Raw genomic sequence first — 22,824 nt, forward strand, 5'->3', positions numbered from 1 at the left:
ACGGCGCGAGGGCTGAGCAAAGGGCTGACAACGCGCTTCCTGCAAACCGTGGTACTAAATAACATTTCTTCATCCATCGTACTTTCGGTAACATGGTAAAGTCAACTTCGATTCAATTTAACTGGACGATGGAGCAGGGAAACATGAAAGTTACAAACTATCAGGGCGCCGCGATTGATCCTCATAGCAAGGGCTTGGGCATGGTTCCGGGCACCAGCATCCAACTCAAGGATGCCGCCCGCCTCGAATGGAACCTGCTGAACGAAGACGTGAGCCTGCCGGCCGCCGTGCTGTACGCGGACCGGGTGGAGCACAACCTGAAGTGGATGCAGGCATTCGTCGCGGAGTACGGCGTCAAACTCGCGCCGCACGGCAAGACCACCATGGCGCCGCAACTGTTTCGCCGTCAGCTCGAAACCGGTGCGTGGGGCATCACGCTCGCCACCGCGCATCAGGTGCGCGCGGCTTATCACGGCGGCGTGTCGCGCGTGCTGATGGCCAACCAGCTGGTCGGCCGTCATAACATGATGATGGTCGCCGAGTTGCTGAGCGATCCGGATTTCGAATTCTTCTGTCTCGTCGATTCGGTCGACGGCGTCGAGCAGTTGGGCGAGTTTTTCAAGTCGGTGAACAAGCAGTTGCAAGTGCTGCTTGAGCTCGGCGTGCCGGGTGGCCGCACGGGAGTGCGCGACGCGGCGCAGCGCAATGCGGTGCTCGAGGAGATTGCACGCTATCCGGACACGCTGAAGCTCGCCGGCGTCGAGTTGTATGAAGGGGTGCTCAAGGAAGAGCACGAAGTGCGCGAATTCCTGCAAAGCGCGGTCGCGGTCACACGAGAACTCGTCGAGCAAGGCCGGTTTGCGCGCACGCCGGCGGTGCTGTCAGGCGCGGGTTCGGCCTGGTACGACGTGGTCGCGGAAGAATTCGCGAAGGCATCGGAGAGCGGCAAAGTCGAGGTCGTGCTGCGTCCCGGCTGCTATCTGACGCACGACGTCGGCATCTATCGCAAAGCGCAGACGGAAATTTTCGCGCGCAATCCGGTTGCGAAGAAAATGGGTGAAGGGCTGCTTCCCGCGCTGCAACTGTGGGCGTATGTGCAGTCGATTCCCGAGCCGGATCGCGCGATCATCGGTCTCGGTAAACGCGATTCCGCGTTCGACGCGGGCATGCCGGAACCGGCGCGCCACTATCGTCCGGGCAACGAAGCCCCACGCGATATCGCGGCGGGCGAAGGTTGGGAAATTTTCGGCTTGATGGATCAGCACGCGTATCTGCGGATTCCCGCGGGCGCCGACCTGAAAGTGGGTGACATGATCGCGTTCGACATCTCGCATCCGTGTCTGACGTTCGACAAGTGGCGTCAGGTGTTGGTGGTCGATCCGGCGTATCGCGTCACGGAAGTGATTGAAACGTTCTTCTGAGGTCTTGCGAAGGGCGCGTTCTCGGGCAACGGGGCGCGCCTTTCGTGGTGTTGCGGACGCTTGGTGTGGATGATTTTTCGGGCGGCTCAGCGGAGCTGAATAGGTTCAACCGCGTCCGTCCAGCAAATCAAGGCTGACGCGGCGCTTCACTACCCGCTCTCGCTGGCGTCTGAGCGGCAGCGTCGCCTGCTCCCGCCGAGTTGGCCGTCGCCGCCACTTCCCCGATCCTGACCTCGAGCATCTTCAACGCACCCGACAGCGCGCTCAGCGCCTCGTCCGGCAGCACCGCTATCGTGTCGCGCAGAAATGCATTGCGGCGCGGCAAACTGGCTTCGGTCGCCGATTGCCCCGCTTCGGTCAGGCGCACATTGGTCACGCGGTTATCGCGCGTATCCATGCTGCGCGCAATCCAGCCCAAACCTTCCAGCGTTTTCAGCTGCCGTGTCAGCGCGCCCGGATCGACGCGCAAGCGCTCCACCAACCGCTTCTGCGACGACTCGCCCGCCTGCTCGTGCAGCGCGAGCAGAATGCGCCAGCGCGGCAACGGGTGGCCGACGTGCGCCTCGAATGCCGACATGAATGCTCGATAAGTGCGGCCGAATTGCTGCATGACGGCGACGCGGTCCTGTTCTTCCATGATCTGTCTGTAAAACGGTAAGTCTAAAAATCAGTCCGCGTGAATCACGGGTTCGAGCTTGCGCTGGAGTTTGACCGGCGGCACGCGGCGGCTTTGCCAGACCGACACCGCGGCGATGATCGCCGCCATCGCGAGACCCAGATGAATCGCCGACACGAGCGCTTCGCGTGCGCTTTCGAGCAGCATCGCGCCGTTATGGCCCGCGTGCGTCAACTGGCCGAGCACGGTGGCCTGCGCGTCGCGGTTGATGAGGATTTGCGGGTCGCCGAGATCCGCGAACCATTGCGACGCGTGGTCGTTGTCCAACACGCTGCGCACGCCGCTCGCATACATGTGGCTCACCAGCGTGCCGGTCAGCGCCGTGCCGATCATACCGCCGATCATCCGCAGCGACTGCAGCAGCGCCGTGGCGATACCGAGGTGTTCGCGGCCGGCCGTTTGCTGCGCGAAGATCGTCAGGTTCGGCATCACGAAACCAAGCCCCAATCCGCCTACGATCATGAACGACATCAGCAGCCACTGCGGCATGGCGCGCGTCGCAACGACCACGCCGAGGCACGCCAGCGCGAGCAGTGTAAAGCCGATATACAGCATTAGATTCGGATTGCGCACGCGCGAGACGATGCGCCCATTGGCAATACTGCCGATCGTGATGAACACGACCAGCGGCGTGATGACGAGCCCCGCCTCTTTCGGCGACATGCCGAAGCCGCCCTGGAACAGCAGCGGCGCGTAGAACAGCAGCGAGAACATCGAGAAGCCGCCCAACACAGCGAGCGTGAAGAGCGCGGCGAGACTGCGATTGCGGAACATGTCGACGGGCAGGATCGCCGTCGGGCAGCGCTTTTCCCATTGCCACAGCGCGTAAGCCGACGCGACGCTCAGCGCGAGCAACGCGAGCGCGCTCAAGGTCAGGCCATGCTTTGGGAGTATCTCGACGAACAGTTGCAGCGAGCCGAGCGCCACTGCGATCAGCGCGGCACCGGGCCAGTCGAGGCGCATCTTGCCTTCGTGTTCGACATGCCGCAGATGCGGCAGGAAGCGCCAGACAAAGAACAGCGACAGCAGACCGACCGGCAGATTCACATAGAAAACCGAGCGCCAGCCGTAGTACTGCGTGAGGAAACCGCCGAGCGACGGCCCCACTGCGTTCGCAATACCGAACGCCGAGCTCATCAGCACTTGCCAGCGCAAACGCACGACCGAGTCGGGAAACAGATCAGGAATGCAGGCGAAAGCGGTGCCGACCAGCATTCCGCCGCCGATGCCCTGCAGGCCGCGCGCAAGCACGAGGAACAACATGTTGTTGGCCGCGCCGCACAGCACCGAGGCGCCCGTGAACACGACGATCGATGCGATCACGAACGGCTTGCGCCCGTAGTAATCGCCGAGCCGGCCAAAAATCGGCACGGTAATCACAGAGGTAAGCAAATACGACGTGGCGACCCACGCGTAAAGCTCGAAACCCTTGAGTTCAGCGACGATAGTGGGCAGCGCGGTGCCGACCACGGTCTGGTCGAGCGCGACCAGCATTGTGACGAAGGAGATGCCGAGCATCGCCAGCAGCGATTCACGGAACGGTAAAACTTGCCCACTCGAGTGGTGGGCCGCGGTATGGACAGCCATTTTTGTTAGAGCAACAGTTGACGTGTCAAACGATCGGGAATCATACCACGCTGCGTCGCTCTAAGCGGGACAAGCCGTTGCAGTTGGCCGCACCGGCAATCGACTGAAGATGGACATGACATGACGCCAGGGAGGCACATGGAGCCGAGTTCGCTCGCAAAACAATCGTTATCGGACGACGACCTGAAGGCGCTGCGGCGCGCGAAACATGAACTGGAGAGCCCCGCTCTGGCGATGAAGCTGGCGAGCATCGTCGGCGCGCCGCTGGAGAAACTGCTTTCGCGCATGCCGGCGTTCGCCAATGAAAAAGTCACCGACGCGACCGAACTCGCCTTGCGCAAGTGCCTCGCGATCGCGCTGCGCACGCTGGGCCGGCAGGACGGCGCCACGCCGCTCGTCGTGCCCGACAAGCCGAGTAATCTGCTGCACAAGTTCGCCGTAGCAACCACCGGCGCGGCCGGCGGCGCATTTGGATTGTTCGCGTTGCCCGTCGAACTGCCCATTACGACCACGCTGATGTTCCGCTCGATCTGCGATATCGCGCGCAGCGAGGGTGAGGATCTGACGTCGATCGACACGCAACTGCAATGTCTGACGGTGCTCGGCATGGGCGGCACGTCGAAAGCCGACGACGACGCCGACTTCGGCTACTTCATCATGCGCGGCGCGCTCGCGCAGGCGGTGTCGAAAGCGTCGTCCGAAATCGCCACGAAAGGCTTCACCGCGCACGGCTCCGCGGCCTTGCTGCGCCTGCTCAACACGATCGCCGCGCGCTTCTCGGTGCAGGTGAGCGAACAGATCGCCGCCAAGTCGATTCCGGCGATCGGCGCGGTGCTCGGTGCGATGGTCAATACGGTTTTCATCGACCACTTCCAGCAGGTCGCGCACGGCCACTTCACCGTGCGCCGACTGGAACGGCAGTACGGCGAGGCTTCGGTGGAAGCCGCCTATCAGACAATCGATATCGCGCTCGACGGCTGAGCGGCGCGGCTCGTCACGCGCCGCACGAAGGCGGCGGCGCGGTCGAGCGCACGGTTTCCTTCGGGGATGAACGGCGCGAAGATCGGCCAGACGTGCGGCATCTTCTTCCACACTTCCAGCTCGCAGTCGACGCCCGCCGCGCGCGCGTTGTCGGCCACGCGCCGCGAGTCGTCGAGCAACACCTCGGTGCTGCCAGCCATGATGAAGAGCGGCGGCAAGCCGTGCAGGTCGGCATAGACCGGCGAGGCGTAGGGATGCGTGGCCGGCGTGTCGCCGAGATACACCTTTCCCGCCCGCGCGATCGCGGAGCCGCTGAACATGGGATCGAGAGCGTCGTTGGTGCGGATGCTGGCGCCGGTCGCGGCCAGATCGGTCCACGGCGAGAACAGCAGGCCGCCTGCCGGCATGGGATCGCCCGCGTCGCGCAACGCCACCAGCGCGGCGAGCGCGAGGCCGCCGCCCGCTGAATCGCCCGCGATCACAAGCGACTCCGGTGCGATGCCGCCGGCAATCAACCGACGGTACGCCGCGGTCGCGTCGTCGAGCGCCGCCGGAAAGCGATGCTCGGGCGCGAGACGGTAGTCGAGGGAAAAAACCGGCGCATCGGCGCGCGTCGCCAGACCGAACGCGATCGAGCGATGCGTACGTGGTGAACAGAAGTAGTAGCCGCCACCGTGGCAATACAGCACGGCCGGTCCGGCGCGTGTGGCCGGCGCACCGTCGGCGCGCTCGATCCACTCGCCGCGCAAGGACGTATCGTCCGCGCCGTACAGCTCACGCAGGCGCCAGCCGCCCGGCACCCGCGGCGACCAGACGCGCTTGGCGGTCAACGCGCGGGCTTTCTCGACGTCGATGCGCGGCTTGAGAGTCTCCGGTCGAAACTGCCTGCGCAGATACCAGCACGCGAGTGCATTTTGCCAACTCATGGGACACGCCCCTCCGATTGTGTCCTGTCATGTTACGTGCGTTCGCTGCTGCGCCGGTGGATGGCGGGTTCTAATCTCAAAAACGGCCCGTTCTCCACCGGACAAGGCTTGCTGCTTGCCTAGTTCGCCGGCAAAACCTGCCCGCGAATTTCACCCATCGGGTTCTGTGCGGTATGGACGTTGAAGTACCACTGCCCTGCCATCAGATCCGTCACCTGTTGTTCGGTCAGCGCAGCCGATCCCTTGATCGGGGCGGCGAGCGCTCCCTTGTCGATCGGCACCTGAATTTTGGCGTTCTGGCCCACCGGCGCGGGTCCGTGGAAGTGCGCGGCGGTTGCCGGACCGCTCAAGCCTTCATAGGTGACTGTCCATTGCAGGGATTTCGTCGACGTGTCGAACGTGGCGTTCAACATGCCGTGCCCGTGGCTCACGCGAGGCGGCACTTCGCTCGAAGGCTCGAGATCCGCCTTCAGCGCCACCGTATCCGCGAAGGCGACGCCCGACGCCAACGCCCACAACACCACGGCAAAATTCAGTTTTCGAAGCGCAATCATGGTCTTCTCCGGACTTGATGCACCGCCGTACCGACACTCGGCCGCGCGCGGAGCCACCACATACTAGTGCAAATCCGCCGAATCTGTTTTTGCCGGATGGCGCGTGGCCGTCGCGCGCTTTTTACTCAATCACTTTCGCATACTGCGCTCGAAGTCAGGTGATGAAACGCGCGGCGACTTTGTAGTTGTCCATAGCGATCCACGGGTCTTGCCGACGCACAAACGTGTTTGCGATATCGCTCCGAAAGCGCCTCGCCGACGTTTTAATCGATTTCCTCAAACAGTCAATTGCGGAATATGTAATGAATGAACTGCGATATCCCGGTTAAGCTTCTGCTTGCGAGAAGTGACTCCTTCATCGAGGGATGTCTCCAAACCTTTAACGCGGCTTCGGCCGCGTTTTTTTTCGTCTGATTGTCGCGCTCCCGTCCATACGGGCCCAGTCGCTCTGATGCGATTGCATCTGCGAGCGCTGTTTTCTATACGAGCAATGCGGCCTGCTGTTCGATCCCGTCGAGCATGGCATTGCATTTGTCGATTAAAACCAATCCCTCGTCGCGCACACGCTCCGGTGGCTTAACCGTGATTTCGCGGCGATACTCTTCCAGTGCCTTGAGCAGCGGCGGATATTGCAGAACGCTCGCCGCCCCCGCCACGCGATGCAGCCACTCGCGCACGCCTTCCACGCCCATACGCTCAGCCTCGACGCGCTCGAGCAGCGGCGCCAAGGATTGCACGTCTTCACGCACGGACGATACAAACGAGTCGAGCAAGGCCTTGACTGTGGATTCGCTACCCCACAGTTGTGTCATATGCCCCAAGTCAACCGGGACGAACGGCTCGGCGCCGTTTTGAACATCCCGCACGGCGACTATCGGCGTACTGATCGCCTCTGAAGGCCCCGCTTGCCACGCGCTGTCGGTGCCGAACCAACGGCTCAGATAATCTCGCAGCGTAGCGAGCCGGGTCGGTTTCACCAGGCTGTCGTCCATGCCCGCGTCGCGGCACAGATTCAGGTCTTCGGGCGCGGTGTTCGCCGTGATACCCAGAATGGGCAGGCGATAAGCGCCGCCCTGCTCGCTTTCACGGATGCGCCGCGTGAGTTCGTAACCGGACACGTTCGGCATGTGGCAATCCGTGATCAGACATCCGTAGCTCGTATGCTCCAGCGCGGCCAGCGCTTCGGCACCGTCGCTCGCCACGTCGCACGCGAAACCGAGCAACGCGAGCTGGTGCCGGATCAACTCCTGATTGACCGGGTGATCTTCTGCGACGAGGATCAGCCGGCCACTGGCGATGGCCCGCTCGCGGTCCGGAGGCGGCGCGCCGCCCTCGGGCGAACGCGGCATGCCCGCCGATCGCGGCGCCACCGACGGCAGCCCCGTCATCGCGGCGGCGCATGCGGCACCGAGGCCGCGCCACGAAATGGGATTGATACTGACGCGCACGTTGTCGTCGAGAATGCGGTAGCCGGTCGGCTTCGGCTTCTCGGTGAGACAGATGACGCGCGTGCGCGGACTGACGCCTGCGGGCAAGGGCACATCTTCATTCACGAACAGCAAATCCACCTCTGCCAGTGCTGCACGATCGCACAGCTCCGGCGCATCGGTCGAAACGCGGTGCAATACGAGCCCAAGCGCCTCGCCGAAGTGCATCAGGGCCTGAGCGATACGCGCGTCGCCGGTTGCCACGACTCCGCGCTTGCCACGCAAGCCGTCGACGGAATAGCGCTGAGTCTCGACGGGCATGGCGAGCCGCACGGTCATGCGCGTGCCGCTACCCGGTTCACTGTGCAATGTGAGCGAACCGTTCATGAGATCGACCAGCTTGCGGCAGATCGTCAAGCCTAGCCCGGTGCCGCCGAAGCGGCGCGTGGTGGACGATTCCGCCTGCACGAACGGCTCGAACAGCTTGGCCTGCTCCTCCGGCGCGATGCCGATGCCGGTGTCCTCGACCACCATTTCGAGCGTCTGAACGCCGTCGCTCTGGGCGAAGACCGACAGGCACACGTCGACCTCGCCCAGCGGCGTAAATTTGATGGCATTGCCGAGCAGGTTGAAGAGAATCTGCCGCAATCGGACGCTATCGCCCCGCAGCGTGGCGGCGACCTCCGACGCGATATCCACGCGGACTTTCAGTCCCTTTTCATGGGCCCGGCCAGCCAACAGACCAACCGCGTTGTCCACCAGTTCACGTATATCGATGGATTCAGCCTCGATGGTCAGCCGCCCCGCTTCGATTTTCGAATAGTCGAGCAAATCGTCGAGAATTTGCAACAGCGCGCCCGCCGACTCGTGGATCATCCCCAGCATTTCGCCTTGATCCGCATTGAGTGGCGTGCGCTCCAGCACTTCCACGAGACCGAGCACGCCGTTCATTGGCGTGCGGATTTCATGGCTCATCATGGCAAAAAAGTCATCTTTGGCGCGCGAGGCTGCTTCGGCCAGGTCGCGCGCCCGTGCAAGCTCGTCGGAGCGCGCGTGCTCCACGCTGGCGTCCACCCAGTAGCCGCTCCAGACCACGCTACCGTCCGACTCGCGACGCGGCACCAATTCGGCGCGCGCCCACTTGATTTCCTGGTCGCCGGCGAAACGGAACTCCATGTTCACCGGCGTTTCGCAGTGCGCCGAGCGCTCGAGTTCAGCCAGCACGAACGCTCTATCCTCCTCGCACACGCGCTGGAAATCGACGTAATCGCTGCTGCTCTGCGAACCGTCCCTCACGCCCAGCAGATGTCGCGTGTCACCGCCGATATACGGAAACGAATACGCGCCGTCCGCAGTGCGACGCAGTTGAAATACCACCGCCGGCAGGGAGCGCGTGACGTCGAAGAGGCGCCGTTCGGTTTCGCGCGCACGCATTTCGGCGCGCCTGATGTCAGTGATATCGACCACTGTCCCGAGCACGCAAGCCGGTTGACCGTCACCACCGCGGCAGATACGGGTCCAGAAAAGTCCGTGCCGCACGTTGCCCTGACCGCGCTCGAACTGCATCTCCACCTGCGCAGCCTCGCCGCCGTTCAGCATTTCGCGTGTGATGTCGTCCAACATGCGACTGTTGGCTTCGCCCCAAGTCTGAACTTCCATGGTGGTTCGTCCGATGACCGCCTCGCGCCTCAATCCGCACGCTTGTTCATATGCTTCGTTGACCGCGATATAGCGGCCATCGAGGTCTTTGGCGACGAGCGGATAGGGCACCATCTTCATCATGGTTTCCTGGAAGTTCAGTTGCAACTCGAGTTCACGCTCGGTCTTCTTGCGCAGCCTGACTTCCCGTTGCAGCAGCACATACGCGCGCAAGGTGATCAGCAGCGCCACGCCGATACCGATCAGCACCGGCAGCAGACGCACCGCGGTCACGCTCCATAGGCCGGACGCCGGCGCGTTGCCGGTGACCCACTTTTGCCGGATGCGCTGCTTTTCCGCGGGCGGCATAGCCAGCAACGCGCGGTCGATCAGCCCGGCGAGCGGGCTCAGGTCCGGGCGTACAGCAAAGCCGAGCGCGTCGGAGTCGCCAATCGTGCCGAGGATCTTAAGGACACCGTCGTACCGTTGCTTGAGCAGGATGTCGACCGCGGCCACATTGCCCACCAGAACGTCGGCCTCGCCGGACTCAACCATCTTGAGTGCATCGTCCAGACTGGGCGCGACCACGACGTGGTCCGCCGGAATCCGCTGGAATGCGATCGGGACCGAACCGGCAACATGCGACGAAACGACGATGCGGCGTGACGCGAAATCGTTCAGCGAGCGAGCCGCCGGTTCGGCTTCGCGGCCGACGATTACGAGAGGATAGCTTTCGTACGCGCTGGTGTGCCGCGCGTTCGCCAGGCGGGAATCATGGCTGGAAGCGGTGGCGAGAATCGCCAGCTCGCCGCGCTGAAAAGCTTCGATTGTGGCGGGCCAGTCGGCCGTGTGAGCGCGATTGAATACGACGCCGAGCGTGCGGCTCAGGTAGTTCAGATAATCGGCGGCAATGCCCGCCGGCCGGCCGGAACTGTCGACGTAACTGAAGGGAGGCCAGCCGTTGTCGAAGCCAACTTGCAACGGCGGCAGCGAGCGCAGCCAGGCCTGCTCCTGCTGCGTCAGTTGGAGACGAGGGACGCCGGCCACGGACTTCGCGTCAAAGTTGCCGGATAGCCAGCGCACGCGAATCGCCGCGTCGTCCGCCGGATTCAACGACGCGAGCGCCCGGTCTAGCTGATCCCGCAATGCGGCCCGGTCCCGGGGCACCGCGAAGCGCAAACTCGCGGTTTTGCTGTTTTCCTCGAAGGCCACTCGCAGGCTACGGAACTCGCCAGTGGTCAATGCATATTGAACAGCCGGAGTGAAGCCGAGGTAGACATCGGCGCCGCCCTGGACCACTGCGGCAAGTGCGGCGTGCGTCGTGGGGAACGTGTAGATTTGCGCGCGCGGGAAGCGCTCGCGTATCGTGCGTTCGAGCGCGAAGCCTTTCTCGACCGCGATTCGCGCTCCGGCGAGTTGGGCGGGACTGCCATAACTGTCGCCGTCCCGCCGCACCACGGCCGACGTGGAAGAACGGAAATAAGGCGCGGTAAAACTCAGGCACCGCTCGCGCTCGGGCGTGCGGGCAACGCTCATCAACAGATCGACTTTTCCGGCGCACGCGGCGGCAAGCAGTTGCGGCGCGTCCGGGAACGCCTTGGCTTCGATGACGACGTTCGGCCCGACGAGCGCGCGCAGATAATCGACGCTCATACCGGAGAGCTGACCGTCTTGCAGATCATCGAGCGGCAGCCAACTGTTACCGAGAACGCCGACGGTCAGCTTCGCGGGAAAAGTGGCAACTAGCTGAGTGTTCGAGCGATTGTCGAACGACTGCGTAACCGCCGGAGTTTGTGCGGCGACAAGTAAGAACCATGCGAACAGACATAGCGAGACGCGTGCAAGCGCACGCTTCATTGCGACGCCGGGCGTGAAATTGCCGGCAGACACGATGATGGCAGCGGGCGCCACTCAGGCAACTTCGCCGCGCCCATCGGCGAGCGTAGCGGCACCAAGGTCAGTCTTGCCGTGCAGAAGCGAAAACAGAGCGCCGGCCATGACGCCGCCCGACAGGGGCGCAGCCCAGAACAGCCAGAGCTGGTCCAGCGCCCAATCTCCGACAAACAGCGCCTGCGCAGTGGAGCGGGCGGGATTGACCGAGCCGTTGGTAACCGGAATCGACACCAGATAGACGAGTACCAGGCAGGCGCCGACCACCCATGGCGCGATCGGCGCCATGTCGTGCCGGCGGGCGATCAACAGGCTTGCCATGACAAAACCGAAAGACAGCACGAACTCGATGGCCAGCGCCGAGTGCATCTGATAGTCGGCAGGAGAATGGTCGCCGAAGCCATTTGCCGCGAACTCGCTCGCGGCCAGATCGAACCCGGGACGGCCGCCCGCCACGTAGAGCAGTAGCGCCGCGGCAACGATCGCGCCGAGGATTTGCGAGGCAATATAGGGGAGCAAATCCCTGACCGGAAAGCGTTGCGCGACTGCGAACCCCACGGTGACAGCAGGATTGAAATGGCCGCCGGATACGCCACCAAAGCAGTAGGTGGCCGTGACGAGCGCGAGACCGAACGCCAACGCCACTTCCAGCGCGCCGCCTGCCTGCTGGATCGCACCGACGTTCAACACAATGCTGCCGCAGCCGACGAAGACCAGCCATGCCGTTCCGACACCCTCGACCAACAACCGCTTGCCTAACGCAACCATGCCGCCTCCTGGTTCTGTCCGCCAGGCAGATGGCATCGCATGATTGTCATGAGAAATCCGCCTGTATTCTCTCGGCCCGGGCATCGCTCAGCTCGACGAAATGACTGCTTTCATGAGGAGAGTACGTAATAAAGCCGAAGTGAATTCAGAACTATGAGACGTCAACGTCGCGCAACCAATCAGAAGACTCCTAAATTCCTAGTTCTCCAAAATCATTTACCGACGTAACAATGCAATATGCCGACCGTCTGTCAGGCCAAGCCGATCTGACGCGCGTAGTCGATGAGGTCGGCTTCAGTTTCCAGCCCGAGCTTGCGCATCGCACTACGTTTCTGCGTACTGATGGTCTTGCCGCTGCGCTGCAAACGCGCCGCGATCTCATGGACGGCGAGACCTTGCACATAGAGTTGGAAGACTTCCCACTCACGCGCGCTGAGCATGCCGGCGCGAAGCTGCGGCGGCGTGTCCGCCGTTTCCATCGCGACGCGCGCGTGCTGCGACAGATAGACGCGGCCGGCAAAAGCTGCCTCGATCGCGTCGATCAAAGCTGTGACGGTCTCGCGCTTATCGACGATTCCGCCTACGCCGATATGCAAAAGGCCGGAGAGCATGTGCGCATGGCAAATCATGGTGAGGACGATGACGCTGGGATGCGATCGTCCGCGCAACAGGCGGCGCAAAAAAGACACCGCGTTGCAGGCACCGTCAATGCCCGGCATGTTGATATCCGAAACGACGACGTCGCACGCGCAGGCGTCGAGTAATTCCGCCAGTCCGTGGGTGTCGGCCGCTTCGCCGACACATTCGATGTGCGGCGCGGATTGCAACACTCGCTTGACGCCGATACGAACACAGTCGTGATCGTCTGCGACGATGACGCGGATCTTCTGTCTCATTCTCTATTGTCATATCGCTTGACATACCCTGCACACGGCGTGCTTCCCCAGGCGATGCCAATACATTTTCTGTTCGTCGCGCGACGGCGCAACACGTTGCCGGCTCATCAGCGCTTAGGCGCGCGCTCCTCAGCAATCACACCGTATTCGACGGCGAAACGAAACAGCTCCGCATCGCTTTGCAGGGCGAGCTTGCGCATGGCTGTGCACTTCTGCGCGCTGATCGTTTTGACGCTGCGCTCCAAACGCGCCGCGATCTCGGTCACGCCGTATCCCGACGCATACTGGGTGAAAACCTCGAGTTCGCGGCGTGAGAGGATCTTCCGGACATAGTCCAGTCGCTGGGTCGCCGTCGCGTCGGCGATCAATGCGCGCACCGCCGGCCCGACATAGCGCTCGCGTGCCAGCGCCGTGATGACGGCCACATGAATCAGGTCGAGCCGGTCGCGCTTGCTCACCAGTACTTCGACGCCGAGCGAAATCACCTTTTGAAGTTCGGTCGCCTCGCTTTCCATGGTGAGCACGACGAGCGCAATGTCGGGGTAGCGCATCTTGAACTGCCTGACGACTTCCAGGCCGCTGCCAATCGAACCGCCCGGCATGTAGAGATCCATGAGCACCAGATCGCATGAACCGCGGTCGACTTCTGTGAAGAGTTCGGTGGCGTCGGCAGCACGGCCGACGATTTCCATATTTGGATAGCCGCTCATCAGGTTTTCGATCGCCAGCAGCACCAGTGGATGATCGTCCGCGATGATGGCTCGAATGCGGGTGCTGACCTCTGCGGTGTCGCGCATCTTCTATTTCTCCTCCGTGCCTTGATTTACTGCCGTCCTCTTTCGTCGAACCAGCTCCTTTCACGATCATTAAACATTCTTTCGGAAATATAAATAAGATCGCTCCGAAACAACTTCAGCAAATTCAAAAATTAAAATGCTTAAATATACGATTTAAAATTAAGAATTCCATAGGCACGCACGTAGGAGAAAAGACCAGGATCGTTGGTCACGCCGAGCTTGGCCATCGCCTCGCGTTTTTTCCGCGCGACCGTGCGGCGATGACAGCCGAGCGCCGCTGCAATCTCCGAGATCGAACGCCCATCCACCAGCAGCCTCACGACCTCGGCCTGCATGCCCGATAGCCGAGGCGCCGGCGGTCGTTCGCAGTCAGGGTATGGCGGATCAGCTAGCACTTCGACGATGGAACGGCCGAGGTACGCCTCACCGTGTCGGGCCGCCACGATCGCCTGCCAGAGTTCGTCCATCGACTCCGCCTTGCCGACCATGCTCACGGCGCCATCCGACGCGAGGGCGCGAAGAATCTCGACGTTTGTCAGAGTTGTCATCACCACGATGCGCAATTGCGGCCAGCCGCTGCGGATCAATCGAACCAGATTGAGGCCGTCGCCCGCGGCGCCTGAATGATCCGGCATCGCGAGATCGGTGACGAGCACATCGCAGGGCGTGCTTCGCAGGCGTTCGAGCAGCGAAATGGGATTCGTCGCCTCATCGACGATGGTGACGCCGGCATGTGTTCCCAGCGCGGCGCGGATGCCAAGCAGAACGAACGGATGATCATCCGCCAGGATGATTCGAAGATTCACCAGGATTTTCTCTCATTTGTTGTAGGAGTAAATGCACATACGCAGAAAAATCTGAAACGCTCGACGTATGCTTTAACGGCCCCTCGGCGACACACGGCGTACCAAGGCGGCCATAAAATCATCCCCACAATCCCACGAAAATCGGAGAGGTCCGAATCCTGAAGAGAAATTAATAATCCATTGCGGATCTATCAGAGAAAGAAAACATAAATACGCAAAACGAATATTTTTTGCTGCCTCAAGCGGCGCATAGTCGGCCAAAACCCGTCGTCTCGACCACCAGCCGCAGAAGTTGCGCCTCACCGCGTCGCCCACTACGACAGAAACCGGGGCGTCCCGCAGTACGATCAAAAGGCGCCGCGATTCATCAGGCTGCGTCGCAAGCGCGCGCCGCGTTCACCTTGCCTTCACGCTTCGCGCGCGGAAACACCGGCAACGCGATCAATGCGCACACGCTGGCCACGGCCCACACCATCGGCCACGAACCTGCCGAGAGCAGCGGCGGAATCGCCAGCGGCGTCAGGAACAGCGTGAGAAACACACAGGTGTTGCCGATCGCCAGCGCGGTGCCCGCGCGGCTCGTCCCTGCCAACGTGGCGAGTTCCGTGAAAGCCACGCCGTGCCATGCGGACGCGCTCACGCCGCCCAGCACGACCATCAGCGCGAATCCCGCGATCATCGCCGCGTGATGCATGCCGGCAAAACCCGTCAGCAGCGCGAGCGCCGCGAACAGCACCGCCGTCAGCAGGCTACAGGCGCGCATGTAAGCCCGGCGATTGCCACGCCGGTCGGTCCAACCGCCGCTCCAGACCCGCGCGATCGCGGCGCCCGTTTGCACCGCGGCCATCGTCACGCTGATCGCCAGCACGCCGGCGCGGCTGAAATCGTGAAGAAACACCGTCCCGAACGTGACGACGGCGAGTTGCGGCACGCACAGCGCGCCGGCGCCGAGCGCCACGCGCCAGATGCCGATGTCGCGCAACGGCGAGACCCTGGTGGGGACGCCGGTCGCCGCAGTCGCGCCGCGCACTTCAGGCGCGTCGTCCGCGTCGGTGTGGGAAGGCTCGTGCAGCCAACGCCAGGCGAACGCCGCAGTGATCGCGCAGGCGAGCGCCAGCACGGTATAGGCGCTCGCAAAGCCGAAGCGCGACGCGAGCACCGGCAGCAACAATGCACCAAGACCGCCGCCCGCGGGCACCGCGGTCTGGCGGATACTCATGGCCAGCCCGCGCTCACCCTCGCGAAACCAGGCCATCACCGCGCGGCCGCTCGAACCATTGACGCTGCCGCCGAGCAGTCCGACCAGCAACAGGCCGAGCGCGAGCGCCGTCACGCTCGGCACATGCGCACCAGAGGGCACGACGAACAGCGCCAGTCCGGCCAGCGCAGCCGCGGTCGAAAGCAGTCCAAGTAGCAGCACGCGCCGGTCGCCCCAGCGGTCGGTCAGCAAACCCCATGGCAATTCGCTGACCGCAATGCCGAGGCCAAGCATGCCGAGCACGAGGCCCAGCCCGTCATTGCCCAGGTGATAGCCCGAACGCAAGAAAACCGCGGTCGTCGGGATCCCCGAGAACGCCGCCGAAAAGCTCGCGTTCGCCGCGAACCCGATTCCCAGCACCTTCCATCGATGGCTTGCCGTTCGACTGCCCGATAACCCTAAACCAGTCATTGATTCGCTTCCCATGGCACCCTCCGCAAAGAATCTGGGGGTATCCTACGGCTGAGGCTTCCATCGGAAAAGCCGGAATTTCAGATAACTTCCATCGGATATACCGAATCATGAGCCAACGCGGATTTGAGCTGACGCAATTGCGTACCTTCGTCGCCGTCGCCGAATCGGGCAGCGTCTCGGCGGGCGCGGAGCGCGTGTTCCTTTCGCAGTCGTCGGTCAGCGAGCAGTTGAAGAAACTCGAGGAGCGCGCCGGCCAGCCGCTCTTCGTGCGCAGCAAGCAGGGCGTGAGCACCACGCCCGCCGGCAGCCGCCTGCTCGATCACGCGCGCCGCATCATCGCAATGAGCGAAGCTGCGTTCGAAGACCTGCAAGGCCGCTCGCTCGACGGCGAGTTGCGCATCGCCATCACGGACTACTACCGTCCGCACGACATCGCGCGCATTCTCAAAACATTCTCGGAACAGCACCCGCGCCTGAAGCTGCATGTCACCGTGCTGCCGAGCGCGGTGATCGACAGCAATGCCGGCGACGATGCTTCATTCGACATCGGTCTCTCGTTGCGGCTCGTCACGGACAACACGCGCGCCGCCAGCCGGCGCACCGGAGCGCAAAGCACGGTTGTGCGGCGCGAAAAACTGCTGTGGGTGAGCGCGGCCGACTCAGGTCCGCGGCCGGCCACGCCTTACCCGCTCGTGTTGCTGCCGTCGAGCTGTCAGTTGCAGCGTTTCGTCGTGAAGCTGCTGGACGAGCACAAGGTGCCGTATGTGGTGTCGCACTCCGCTTCCGGGGTCGCCGGATTGCAACTTGCGCTGAAGGCCGGGCTCGGCATTTCCTGCCTGAACGAATCGTCGATTGGCGGCGGTGTCGTGGCCTGTCCGGCAAGCGTGGGTTTGCCCGCGTTGCCCGCCGTGGAGTTTCATCTGTTGCCAGGGCGAATCGGCGAAACCGAACTTGTCAGCAACGCTCGCACGGCCTTGATGGGGCTCTTCCGCTGAGTCACGAATGACGGGCTCACGTCATCTCGCCAAAGCCCGTGGTTCATCATCAAAGGATCACATTGGCGCGATAACGTCTGTGCACGAGACGATTCGCAATGGAAATGTTGAAAGCCCCCTAATCGACGCCTATCATGGTCAGGTGTCCCGTCGAATGAGCTTTCGTTTGTTATTGACGCGTCGACCAGATTCCTGCAATCTCGGACACGCTGCTGAACGTTTCAAGCATTTTCTCGCAGCCCGAAAGCCGCCGCCCACTGGCGCATTCAGGCCGATCATTGTTTAACAAAGCAATTGCATCGCCGTATCAAATCACCGCTCGCCATCCAGAATAGTCCGTTTCGATTTGCTGTTTTTGCGGTCGTTATACAAGAAAACCTGGCAGAGTCGCCATGCGTCGCCCGTCGGATTCTTAAGCGAATTCACAAGCGCAGGCGCGAGACATAATCGAGATAAAAGAACGTTCCCCAGCGAGGCCTGGCGTGCATCGTAGAACTATCGGATCGTCGATTCTGTTTGGGCTTTACGTCATATGGAGCGGCGTGGCGCTCGCCGCCACCGACGCGTCCAGCGCCATGCCCTCGGCCATGGACGAGCGCGTGCGCGCCTGCACCTCATGTCATGGCGTGCAGGGCCAAGGCCTGAACAACGACTACTTTCCGCGCATTGCCGGCAAACCGGCCGACTATCTTTTCAATCAGCTGACCGCGTTCCGTGACGGCGGCCGCACTTATCCGCCGATGGGCTATCTGCTCGCCTTCCTGCCCGATGACTATCTGCGCAAGATCAGCCAGTATTTCGCCGATCTGCAACCGCCCTACCCCAACGCCGATCAAAGCAACGTCGCGCCTGCGGTGCTCGCGACCGGGCAGCGCCTCGTCACGCAGGGCGACCCGACACGGAAGATACCGGCCTGCATTGCGTGCCATGGCGCGCGCATGACCGGCACGCAGCCGGGCATTCCCGGCTTGCTCGGTCTGCACGCGAGCTACATCGCCGGGCAGATGGGCACCTGGCGCTCGGGCACGCGGCACGCGCTCGCGCCGGACTGCATGCATTCGATCGCGGTCAAGCTGACCGACAAGGACATCACCGCGGTGTCGAGCTGGCTCGCGCGCCAGCCGCGTCCGGCCGATCCACGGCCCGCACCGGCGTCCGCGCAGCGGCTGCCTCTCGCCTGCGGGAGTCAACCGCAATGAAGCCGACATCTCGCTCTTCGGGCTCCTTGCGCGCGTGGCGCGCCGCTTTGCTTGCCATGATGAAGGGCGGTCGCGCGCCGGCGTCGCTCGCATCGCGCCTGCTGGTTGGCGGCCTGATCGTGGCCGGCGAAATCGCGCTCCTGCGCGCATCGCATACGCCGCTGATCGCCGAGGCACGCGCCGCCGAAACCGCCGCAGCATCCGCGCCGGGCGGCGCCGCCGACACGCGCCCCGACATCGTCAAACGTGGCGAGTATCTGGCGCGGGCCGGCGACTGCGTCGCCTGCCATACGGCGCCGCGCGGCAAACTGTTCGCCGGCGGCCTCGCCATGGAAACGCCGTTCGGCACGCTGTATTCGCCGAACATCACACCGGACGCGCAGTACGGCATCGGCACATGGAGTCAGGACGCGTTCTTCAAGATGATGCGCACCGGCCGCACGCCGGACGGCACGCTGATCTATCCCGCGATGCCGATCGCGCAATACACCAAGGTCACACGCGAAGACTCGGATGCGATCTTCGCCTATCTGAAGACCGTAGCGCCGGTCCGCGAGCCGAACCACAAGCACACGCTGCGCTTCCCGTTCAACCAGCGCAAGCTGCTGTACGGCTGGCGCACGCTGTATTTCCGCGAAGGCGAGTTCCAGCCCGATCCGACCAAATCGGTCGAATGGAACCGCGGGGCGTATCTGGTCGAAGGGCTCGGGCACTGCACGATGTGCCACACCAAGATCAACATGCTCGGCGGTTCGTCGCAGAGCGAACAGTTTGCGGGCGGCCTGATTCCGGTGCAGAACTGGTACGCACCCTCGCTGACCTCGGACAAGGACGGCGGCCTCGGCGACTGGGGCATCAAGGACATCGTCGATCTGCTGCAAGCGGGCATTTCCGACCGCGGCGCCGTGTACGGCCCAATGGCTGAAGTCACGTACCACAGCCTTCAGTACATGACGGAAGAAGACGTCAAGGCGATGGCCGTTTATCTGAAGACCTTGCCGGACAACAGCGGCCGCAAGTCCGGGCCGTCGGCGCCGACCAGCACCAACGTGTTCGCGCTTGGCGAAAAAATCTACGCCGACAAGTGCGCGCTCTGCCACGGCGCGAAAGGCGAAGGACAGTTACAGCATTACCCGCCGCTCGCCGGCAACCAGTCGATCGAAATGGATTCCGCGGTCAACCCGATTCGCATCGTGCTCAACGGCGGATTCCCGCCGGGCACGAGGCGCAATCCGGAACCGTACGGCATGCCGCCTTTCGGCCAGGAACTGAACGACACCGACGCCGCTGCGGTGGTCACGTATATCCGCACCGCGTGGGGCAATCACGGCCAGCCCGTGACGTCCCGCGAGGTCAACGAGTTGCGCAAGGCGCCGCTGCACTGAAGCGCCGCACTGGAGAACCTGTAGATGGAAGCGAACGATACCCGCAGCGCTGTCCCGCCTACGGATGACGAAGTGGAACGCGTCGTCGCGGCCGGCCCGCATGGCGCGATCGCCGTAGCCGGCGTGGCCACGCTGATCGTCATGGCGATCTGGTTCGGCTTCTACTTCGTCGTGTTTCTGCCGCGCGGCGTCGTTCACTGATCATGTCGACCGATTCCAATCATCAACCGGGCGGCGGCCACGCGGTCGCCCTACGGGCCGAGCGCCGTTGGGCCATCTTCGCCGTCGCGCTGATCGTGCTGATGCTGGCCGTCATTGTGTTCTCGGGGTTGCATTGGGCGATGATGCCGCCCTCGCGCGTCGAAACGATCGATCCGTCGCGACTGCAACTGTCGGGCGAATTCGTCGAAGACAATCTCGGCAGCGCGGTCGAGCCGGACGGCTCGGTGGTCGTGCGCTTCATCGCGCAGCAATACTCGTTCACGCCGCAATGTCTGCTGGTGCCCGCCGACACGCCGATCACGATCCGCACCACCAGCGCCGATGTCGTGCACGGCCTGCTCGTCACCGACACCAACATCAACACGATGGTCGTGCCCGGCTACGTCGCCACGCTGAACACGCGCTTCGACGGGCCCGCCGATCACACCATGCCGTGCCACGAGTTCTGCGGCTTCGGCCACCAGACCATGTGGGCGCACGTGAAAGTCATCGACAAAGCCACCTTCTTCGAGCAGGCCCGACAATCACGGAGGCTGAGCTGTGTTTCACGCTAAGCGACTCGTTCTCGCGCATTTCTGGCTCGCCTTCATTGCGTTTCTGATCGCGCTGCTGCTCGGCGCCTGGCAGATGCTGGTGCGCAGCCCGCTCGTGCCGTGGGTCGGCGACCCCGAGCTCTACTATCGCTCGGTGACCGCGCATGGCACGGTCATGGCCTACGTACTGCCCACGCTGGTATCGATGGGCTTCGGCTACGCGATCGTCGAACTGGCGCTCGCGCAGCGCCTCGTGGGCCTCAGATGGGCATGGGCCGCGTTCATCATGCTGGCGGTCGGCGCGGTGATGGCAATGGTGCCGGTGGCGCTCGGCCAGGCCTCCGTGCTCTACACCTTCTATCCGCCCATGATCGGTAGTCCGTTTTATTACCTCGGCGTGGTGCTGGTGGTGGTCGGCTCGTGGATCTGGGTCGCGCTGATGCATGTGAACCTGCGAATCTGGAAGCGCGCCAATCCCGGCAAGCCGGTGCCGCTCGCGATGTTCGCCAACGTGGCGGGCGCGTATCTGTGGGCATGGACCGCCGTCGGCGCGGCGCTGGAGATCCTGTTTCAGATTCTGCCGGTCGCGATCGGCCTCACCAATACGATCGACGCCGGCCTCTCGCGCATCCTGTTCTCGTGGACGCTGCACGCGATCGTCTACTTCTGGCTGATTCCCGCGTATATCGCCTACTACACGCTGGTGCCGCGCGCGATCGGCGGACGGCTCTACAGCGATTCGATGGCGCGCGTGTCGTTCATCCTGTTCCTCGTCTTCGCGATGCCGATCGGCATTCACCATCTGTTCGCCGATCCGCAGGTCGGCTCCGGCTTCAAGTTCCTGCATGCGGTGTTCACCGGCATGGTGTCGGTGCCGACGCTGCTGACGGTGTTCACCATTTGCGCGTCCGTCGAAATCGCGGGCAGACTGCGCGGCGGCAAGGGCGCGTTCGGCTGGCTCACCGCGCTGCCCTGGCAGAACCCGATGATGCTCGTGATCGCGTTCTCGTTCGTGATGCTCGGTCTCGGCGGCGCAGGTGGCTTGATCAACATGAGCTACCAGTTGAACTCGACCGTGCACAACACGCAGTGGGTGACCGGGCACTTCCATCTGATCTTCGGCGGCGCGATCGTCATCATGTACTTCGCGATCGCCTATGAACTGTGGCCGCAGCTGACCGGCCGCGCGATCGCTTCGGTGAAGCTGGTGCGCACGCAACTGTGGCTGTGGTTCATCGGCATGATGGTCGTGACGCTGCCGTGGCACTACGTCGGCCTGCTCGGTGCGCCGCGCCGCATGGCCTACTACGACTACAACACGCCGGGCATGCAGTCGCAGGCGTTCTGGGTCGGCATGTCGGCGGTAGGCGGATTGATTCTCGTGGTGTCCGGCGTGCTGTTCATCTACATCCTCGCGAAGTCGCAATTCGGCCCGGTGGTTCAGCAGCAAGGCTTCCGCTTTGCGAGCGCGGCGCAGCCGGTGGAGCGCGTGCCGGCCGCGCTCAACAGCTTCGGGTTGTGGGTCGCGTTGATGATCGGACTCACGGTCGTCAACTACAGTGTGCCGATCGTGCAGTTGCTCAGATTGCCGCAGACCTCCGTGCCGGCAGTCGTCGTCGGAGCGCAGCGATGAATCAGGAACGCGTCTTCAGCTTGCGCAACCCATGGTTCACGGTGAGCGTGGGCGGCACCATTGCGATTGCCGTCGTATCGATACTGATCGGTTTCATCTGGCTGCCGTCGGCGAACAGCGCGTTCGCCGGACGCGGCTTATGGGCGACCATCTGCAGCGCCGCGGGCGCGCCGTCGAGCTGGTATGGCGGCGCCAATCTCGCTGGCCCGGCGCCGAGCGACGTGGTGGTCTTGCCGCCGTTGCGGCGCGTGCGGGGCGACGCGAATTCGATCGGCCGCGGCGCGACGATCGCGACGCAAAATTGCTCGATGTGTCATGGCGTGCTCGGCACGGTGCAGGTGACCGCGCCGGCGTTGGCTGGACAATATGCCGACGTGGTCTACAAAGAGTTGCGCGACTACCAGAACGGCGTGCGCCAGAACGCGATCATGCAACCGATCATCGCCGCGCGCAGCGATCAGGATCTGCACGATCTGGCGGCTTACTACGCGTCGCTGCCGAGAGCGCCCGCGGCAGAGGTTGCGCCCATCGGCGTGGGACCGGATGCGAATGCGGTGAAGCTTGCCATGCAGGGCGATCCGCAGCGCAATATCGCGCCTTGCGCCGCATGTCACGGACAGCTCGATCGCAAGGGCGCGGCGCCGTGGCTCGGCGGGCAATCGTCGATCTATCTCGCGGCGCAGATGCGCGCCTTTGCTTCCGGCGCGCGGCACAACGACATCAATGAACAGATGCGCAATGTGGCGCGACAAATGACGCCCGCCGAGATCGACAGTGTGGCCAAATACTACGCGGCCATGCAATAACAGCCGCTTTGT

Annotated in this window: 19 protein-coding genes; 9 read left to right on the forward strand and 10 right to left on the reverse strand. The window is 63.1% G+C overall.

Annotated elements, in window-relative coordinates:
- Positions 1-143 precede the first annotated feature (143 nt).
- Positions 144-1,421, forward strand: a complete 1,278-nt coding sequence (locus RI103_RS17125) for an amino acid deaminase (protein WP_310813096.1) — start codon at positions 144-146, stop codon at positions 1,419-1,421.
- A gap of 127 nt (positions 1,422-1,548) precedes the next feature.
- On the opposite strand, the gene RI103_RS17130 is transcribed toward RI103_RS17125, so the two are convergent.
- Both RI103_RS17130 and RI103_RS17135 read right to left on the reverse strand, forming a co-directional pair.
- A complete protein-coding gene (locus tag RI103_RS17130; protein WP_310813097.1) occupies positions 1,549-2,058 on the reverse strand; it encodes a MarR family winged helix-turn-helix transcriptional regulator in 510 nt (169 codons plus the stop codon).
- A 30-nt stretch (positions 2,059-2,088) separates the two neighbouring features.
- A complete protein-coding gene (locus RI103_RS17135; RefSeq protein WP_310813098.1) occupies positions 2,089-3,684 on the reverse strand; it encodes an MDR family MFS transporter in 1,596 nt (531 codons plus the stop codon).
- 138 nt (positions 3,685-3,822) lie between these two features.
- Here RI103_RS17135 and RI103_RS17140 point away from each other — a divergent pair, with 138 nt between their 5' ends.
- Entirely contained in the window at positions 3,823-4,665 is an 843-nt protein-coding gene (locus tag RI103_RS17140) for an EcsC family protein (RefSeq protein WP_310813099.1), read from the forward strand.
- On the opposite strand, the gene RI103_RS17145 is transcribed toward RI103_RS17140, so the two are convergent.
- The 8 genes from RI103_RS17145 to RI103_RS17180 all read right to left on the reverse strand — a co-directional run bounded on the left by RI103_RS17145 (position 4,635) and on the right by RI103_RS17180 (position 16,051).
- Positions 4,635-5,591: an alpha/beta hydrolase gene (locus tag RI103_RS17145; protein WP_310813100.1), complete on the reverse strand. Its 957-nt coding sequence runs from the start codon at positions 5,589-5,591 to the stop codon at positions 4,635-4,637. The genes RI103_RS17140 and RI103_RS17145 overlap by 31 nt on opposite strands.
- 119 nt (positions 5,592-5,710) lie before the next feature.
- Entirely contained in the window at positions 5,711-6,145 is a 435-nt protein-coding gene (locus tag RI103_RS17150) for a CHRD domain-containing protein (RefSeq protein WP_310813101.1), read from the reverse strand.
- 479 nt (positions 6,146-6,624) lie between these two features.
- Positions 6,625-11,067: an ATP-binding protein gene (locus tag RI103_RS17155; RefSeq protein WP_310813102.1), complete on the reverse strand. Its 4,443-nt coding sequence runs from the start codon at positions 11,065-11,067 to the stop codon at positions 6,625-6,627.
- A 54-nt stretch (positions 11,068-11,121) separates the two neighbouring features.
- Positions 11,122-11,868, reverse strand: coding sequence for an aquaporin Z (aqpZ, locus tag RI103_RS17160; protein WP_310813103.1), 747 nt, complete (start codon positions 11,866-11,868; stop codon positions 11,122-11,124).
- Positions 11,869-12,119: 251 nt separating this feature from the next.
- Positions 12,120-12,764, reverse strand: coding sequence for a response regulator transcription factor (locus RI103_RS17165; RefSeq protein ID WP_310813104.1), 645 nt, complete (start codon positions 12,762-12,764; stop codon positions 12,120-12,122).
- Between the two features lie 107 nt (positions 12,765-12,871).
- Positions 12,872-13,561, reverse strand: a complete 690-nt coding sequence (locus RI103_RS17170) for a response regulator transcription factor (protein ID WP_310813105.1) — start codon at positions 13,559-13,561, stop codon at positions 12,872-12,874.
- Positions 13,562-13,701: 140 nt separating this feature from the next.
- Positions 13,702-14,367: a response regulator transcription factor gene (locus tag RI103_RS17175; RefSeq protein ID WP_310813106.1), complete on the reverse strand. Its 666-nt coding sequence runs from the start codon at positions 14,365-14,367 to the stop codon at positions 13,702-13,704.
- A 367-nt stretch (positions 14,368-14,734) separates the two neighbouring features.
- The gene (locus RI103_RS17180) at positions 14,735-16,051 is read right to left on the reverse strand and encodes an MFS transporter (protein WP_310813107.1); all 1,317 of its coding nucleotides are present in this window, start codon (positions 16,049-16,051) and stop codon (positions 14,735-14,737) included.
- Between the two features lie 95 nt (positions 16,052-16,146).
- Between RI103_RS17180 and RI103_RS17185 the strand changes: the two genes are divergently transcribed.
- From RI103_RS17185 to RI103_RS17215, 7 genes are all read left to right on the forward strand, one after another.
- Complete coding sequence (locus tag RI103_RS17185) at positions 16,147-17,034, forward strand: LysR family transcriptional regulator (protein ID WP_310813108.1); 888 nt, start codon at positions 16,147-16,149, stop codon at positions 17,032-17,034.
- Between the two features lie 482 nt (positions 17,035-17,516).
- The gene (locus tag RI103_RS17190; RefSeq protein ID WP_310813109.1) at positions 17,517-18,233 is read left to right on the forward strand and encodes a c-type cytochrome; all 717 of its coding nucleotides are present in this window, start codon (positions 17,517-17,519) and stop codon (positions 18,231-18,233) included.
- A complete protein-coding gene (locus tag RI103_RS17195) occupies positions 18,230-19,618 on the forward strand; it encodes a cytochrome c (RefSeq protein ID WP_310813110.1) in 1,389 nt (462 codons plus the stop codon). Before RI103_RS17190 ends, RI103_RS17195 begins: the two co-directional genes overlap by 4 nt.
- 24 nt (positions 19,619-19,642) lie before the next feature.
- A complete protein-coding gene (locus RI103_RS17200) occupies positions 19,643-19,819 on the forward strand; it encodes a hypothetical protein (protein ID WP_310813111.1) in 177 nt (58 codons plus the stop codon).
- Positions 19,820-19,821: 2 nt separating this feature from the next.
- Positions 19,822-20,394 carry a cytochrome C oxidase subunit II gene (locus RI103_RS17205; protein WP_310813112.1) on the forward strand — a complete coding sequence of 191 codons (573 nt, stop codon included), beginning with the start codon at positions 19,822-19,824 and terminating at the stop codon, positions 20,392-20,394.
- Entirely contained in the window at positions 20,381-22,006 is a 1,626-nt protein-coding gene (locus tag RI103_RS17210; protein ID WP_310813113.1) for a b(o/a)3-type cytochrome-c oxidase subunit 1, read from the forward strand. Before RI103_RS17205 ends, RI103_RS17210 begins: the two co-directional genes overlap by 14 nt.
- Positions 22,003-22,812, forward strand: a complete 810-nt coding sequence (locus RI103_RS17215; protein WP_310813114.1) for a c-type cytochrome — start codon at positions 22,003-22,005, stop codon at positions 22,810-22,812. The genes RI103_RS17210 and RI103_RS17215 overlap by 4 nt, the downstream gene beginning before the upstream one ends.
- Positions 22,813-22,824: the final 12 nt, after the last annotated feature.

It is taken from the genome of Paraburkholderia sp. FT54, assembly GCF_031585635.1.
GTDB lineage: Bacteria > Pseudomonadota > Gammaproteobacteria > Burkholderiales > Burkholderiaceae > Paraburkholderia.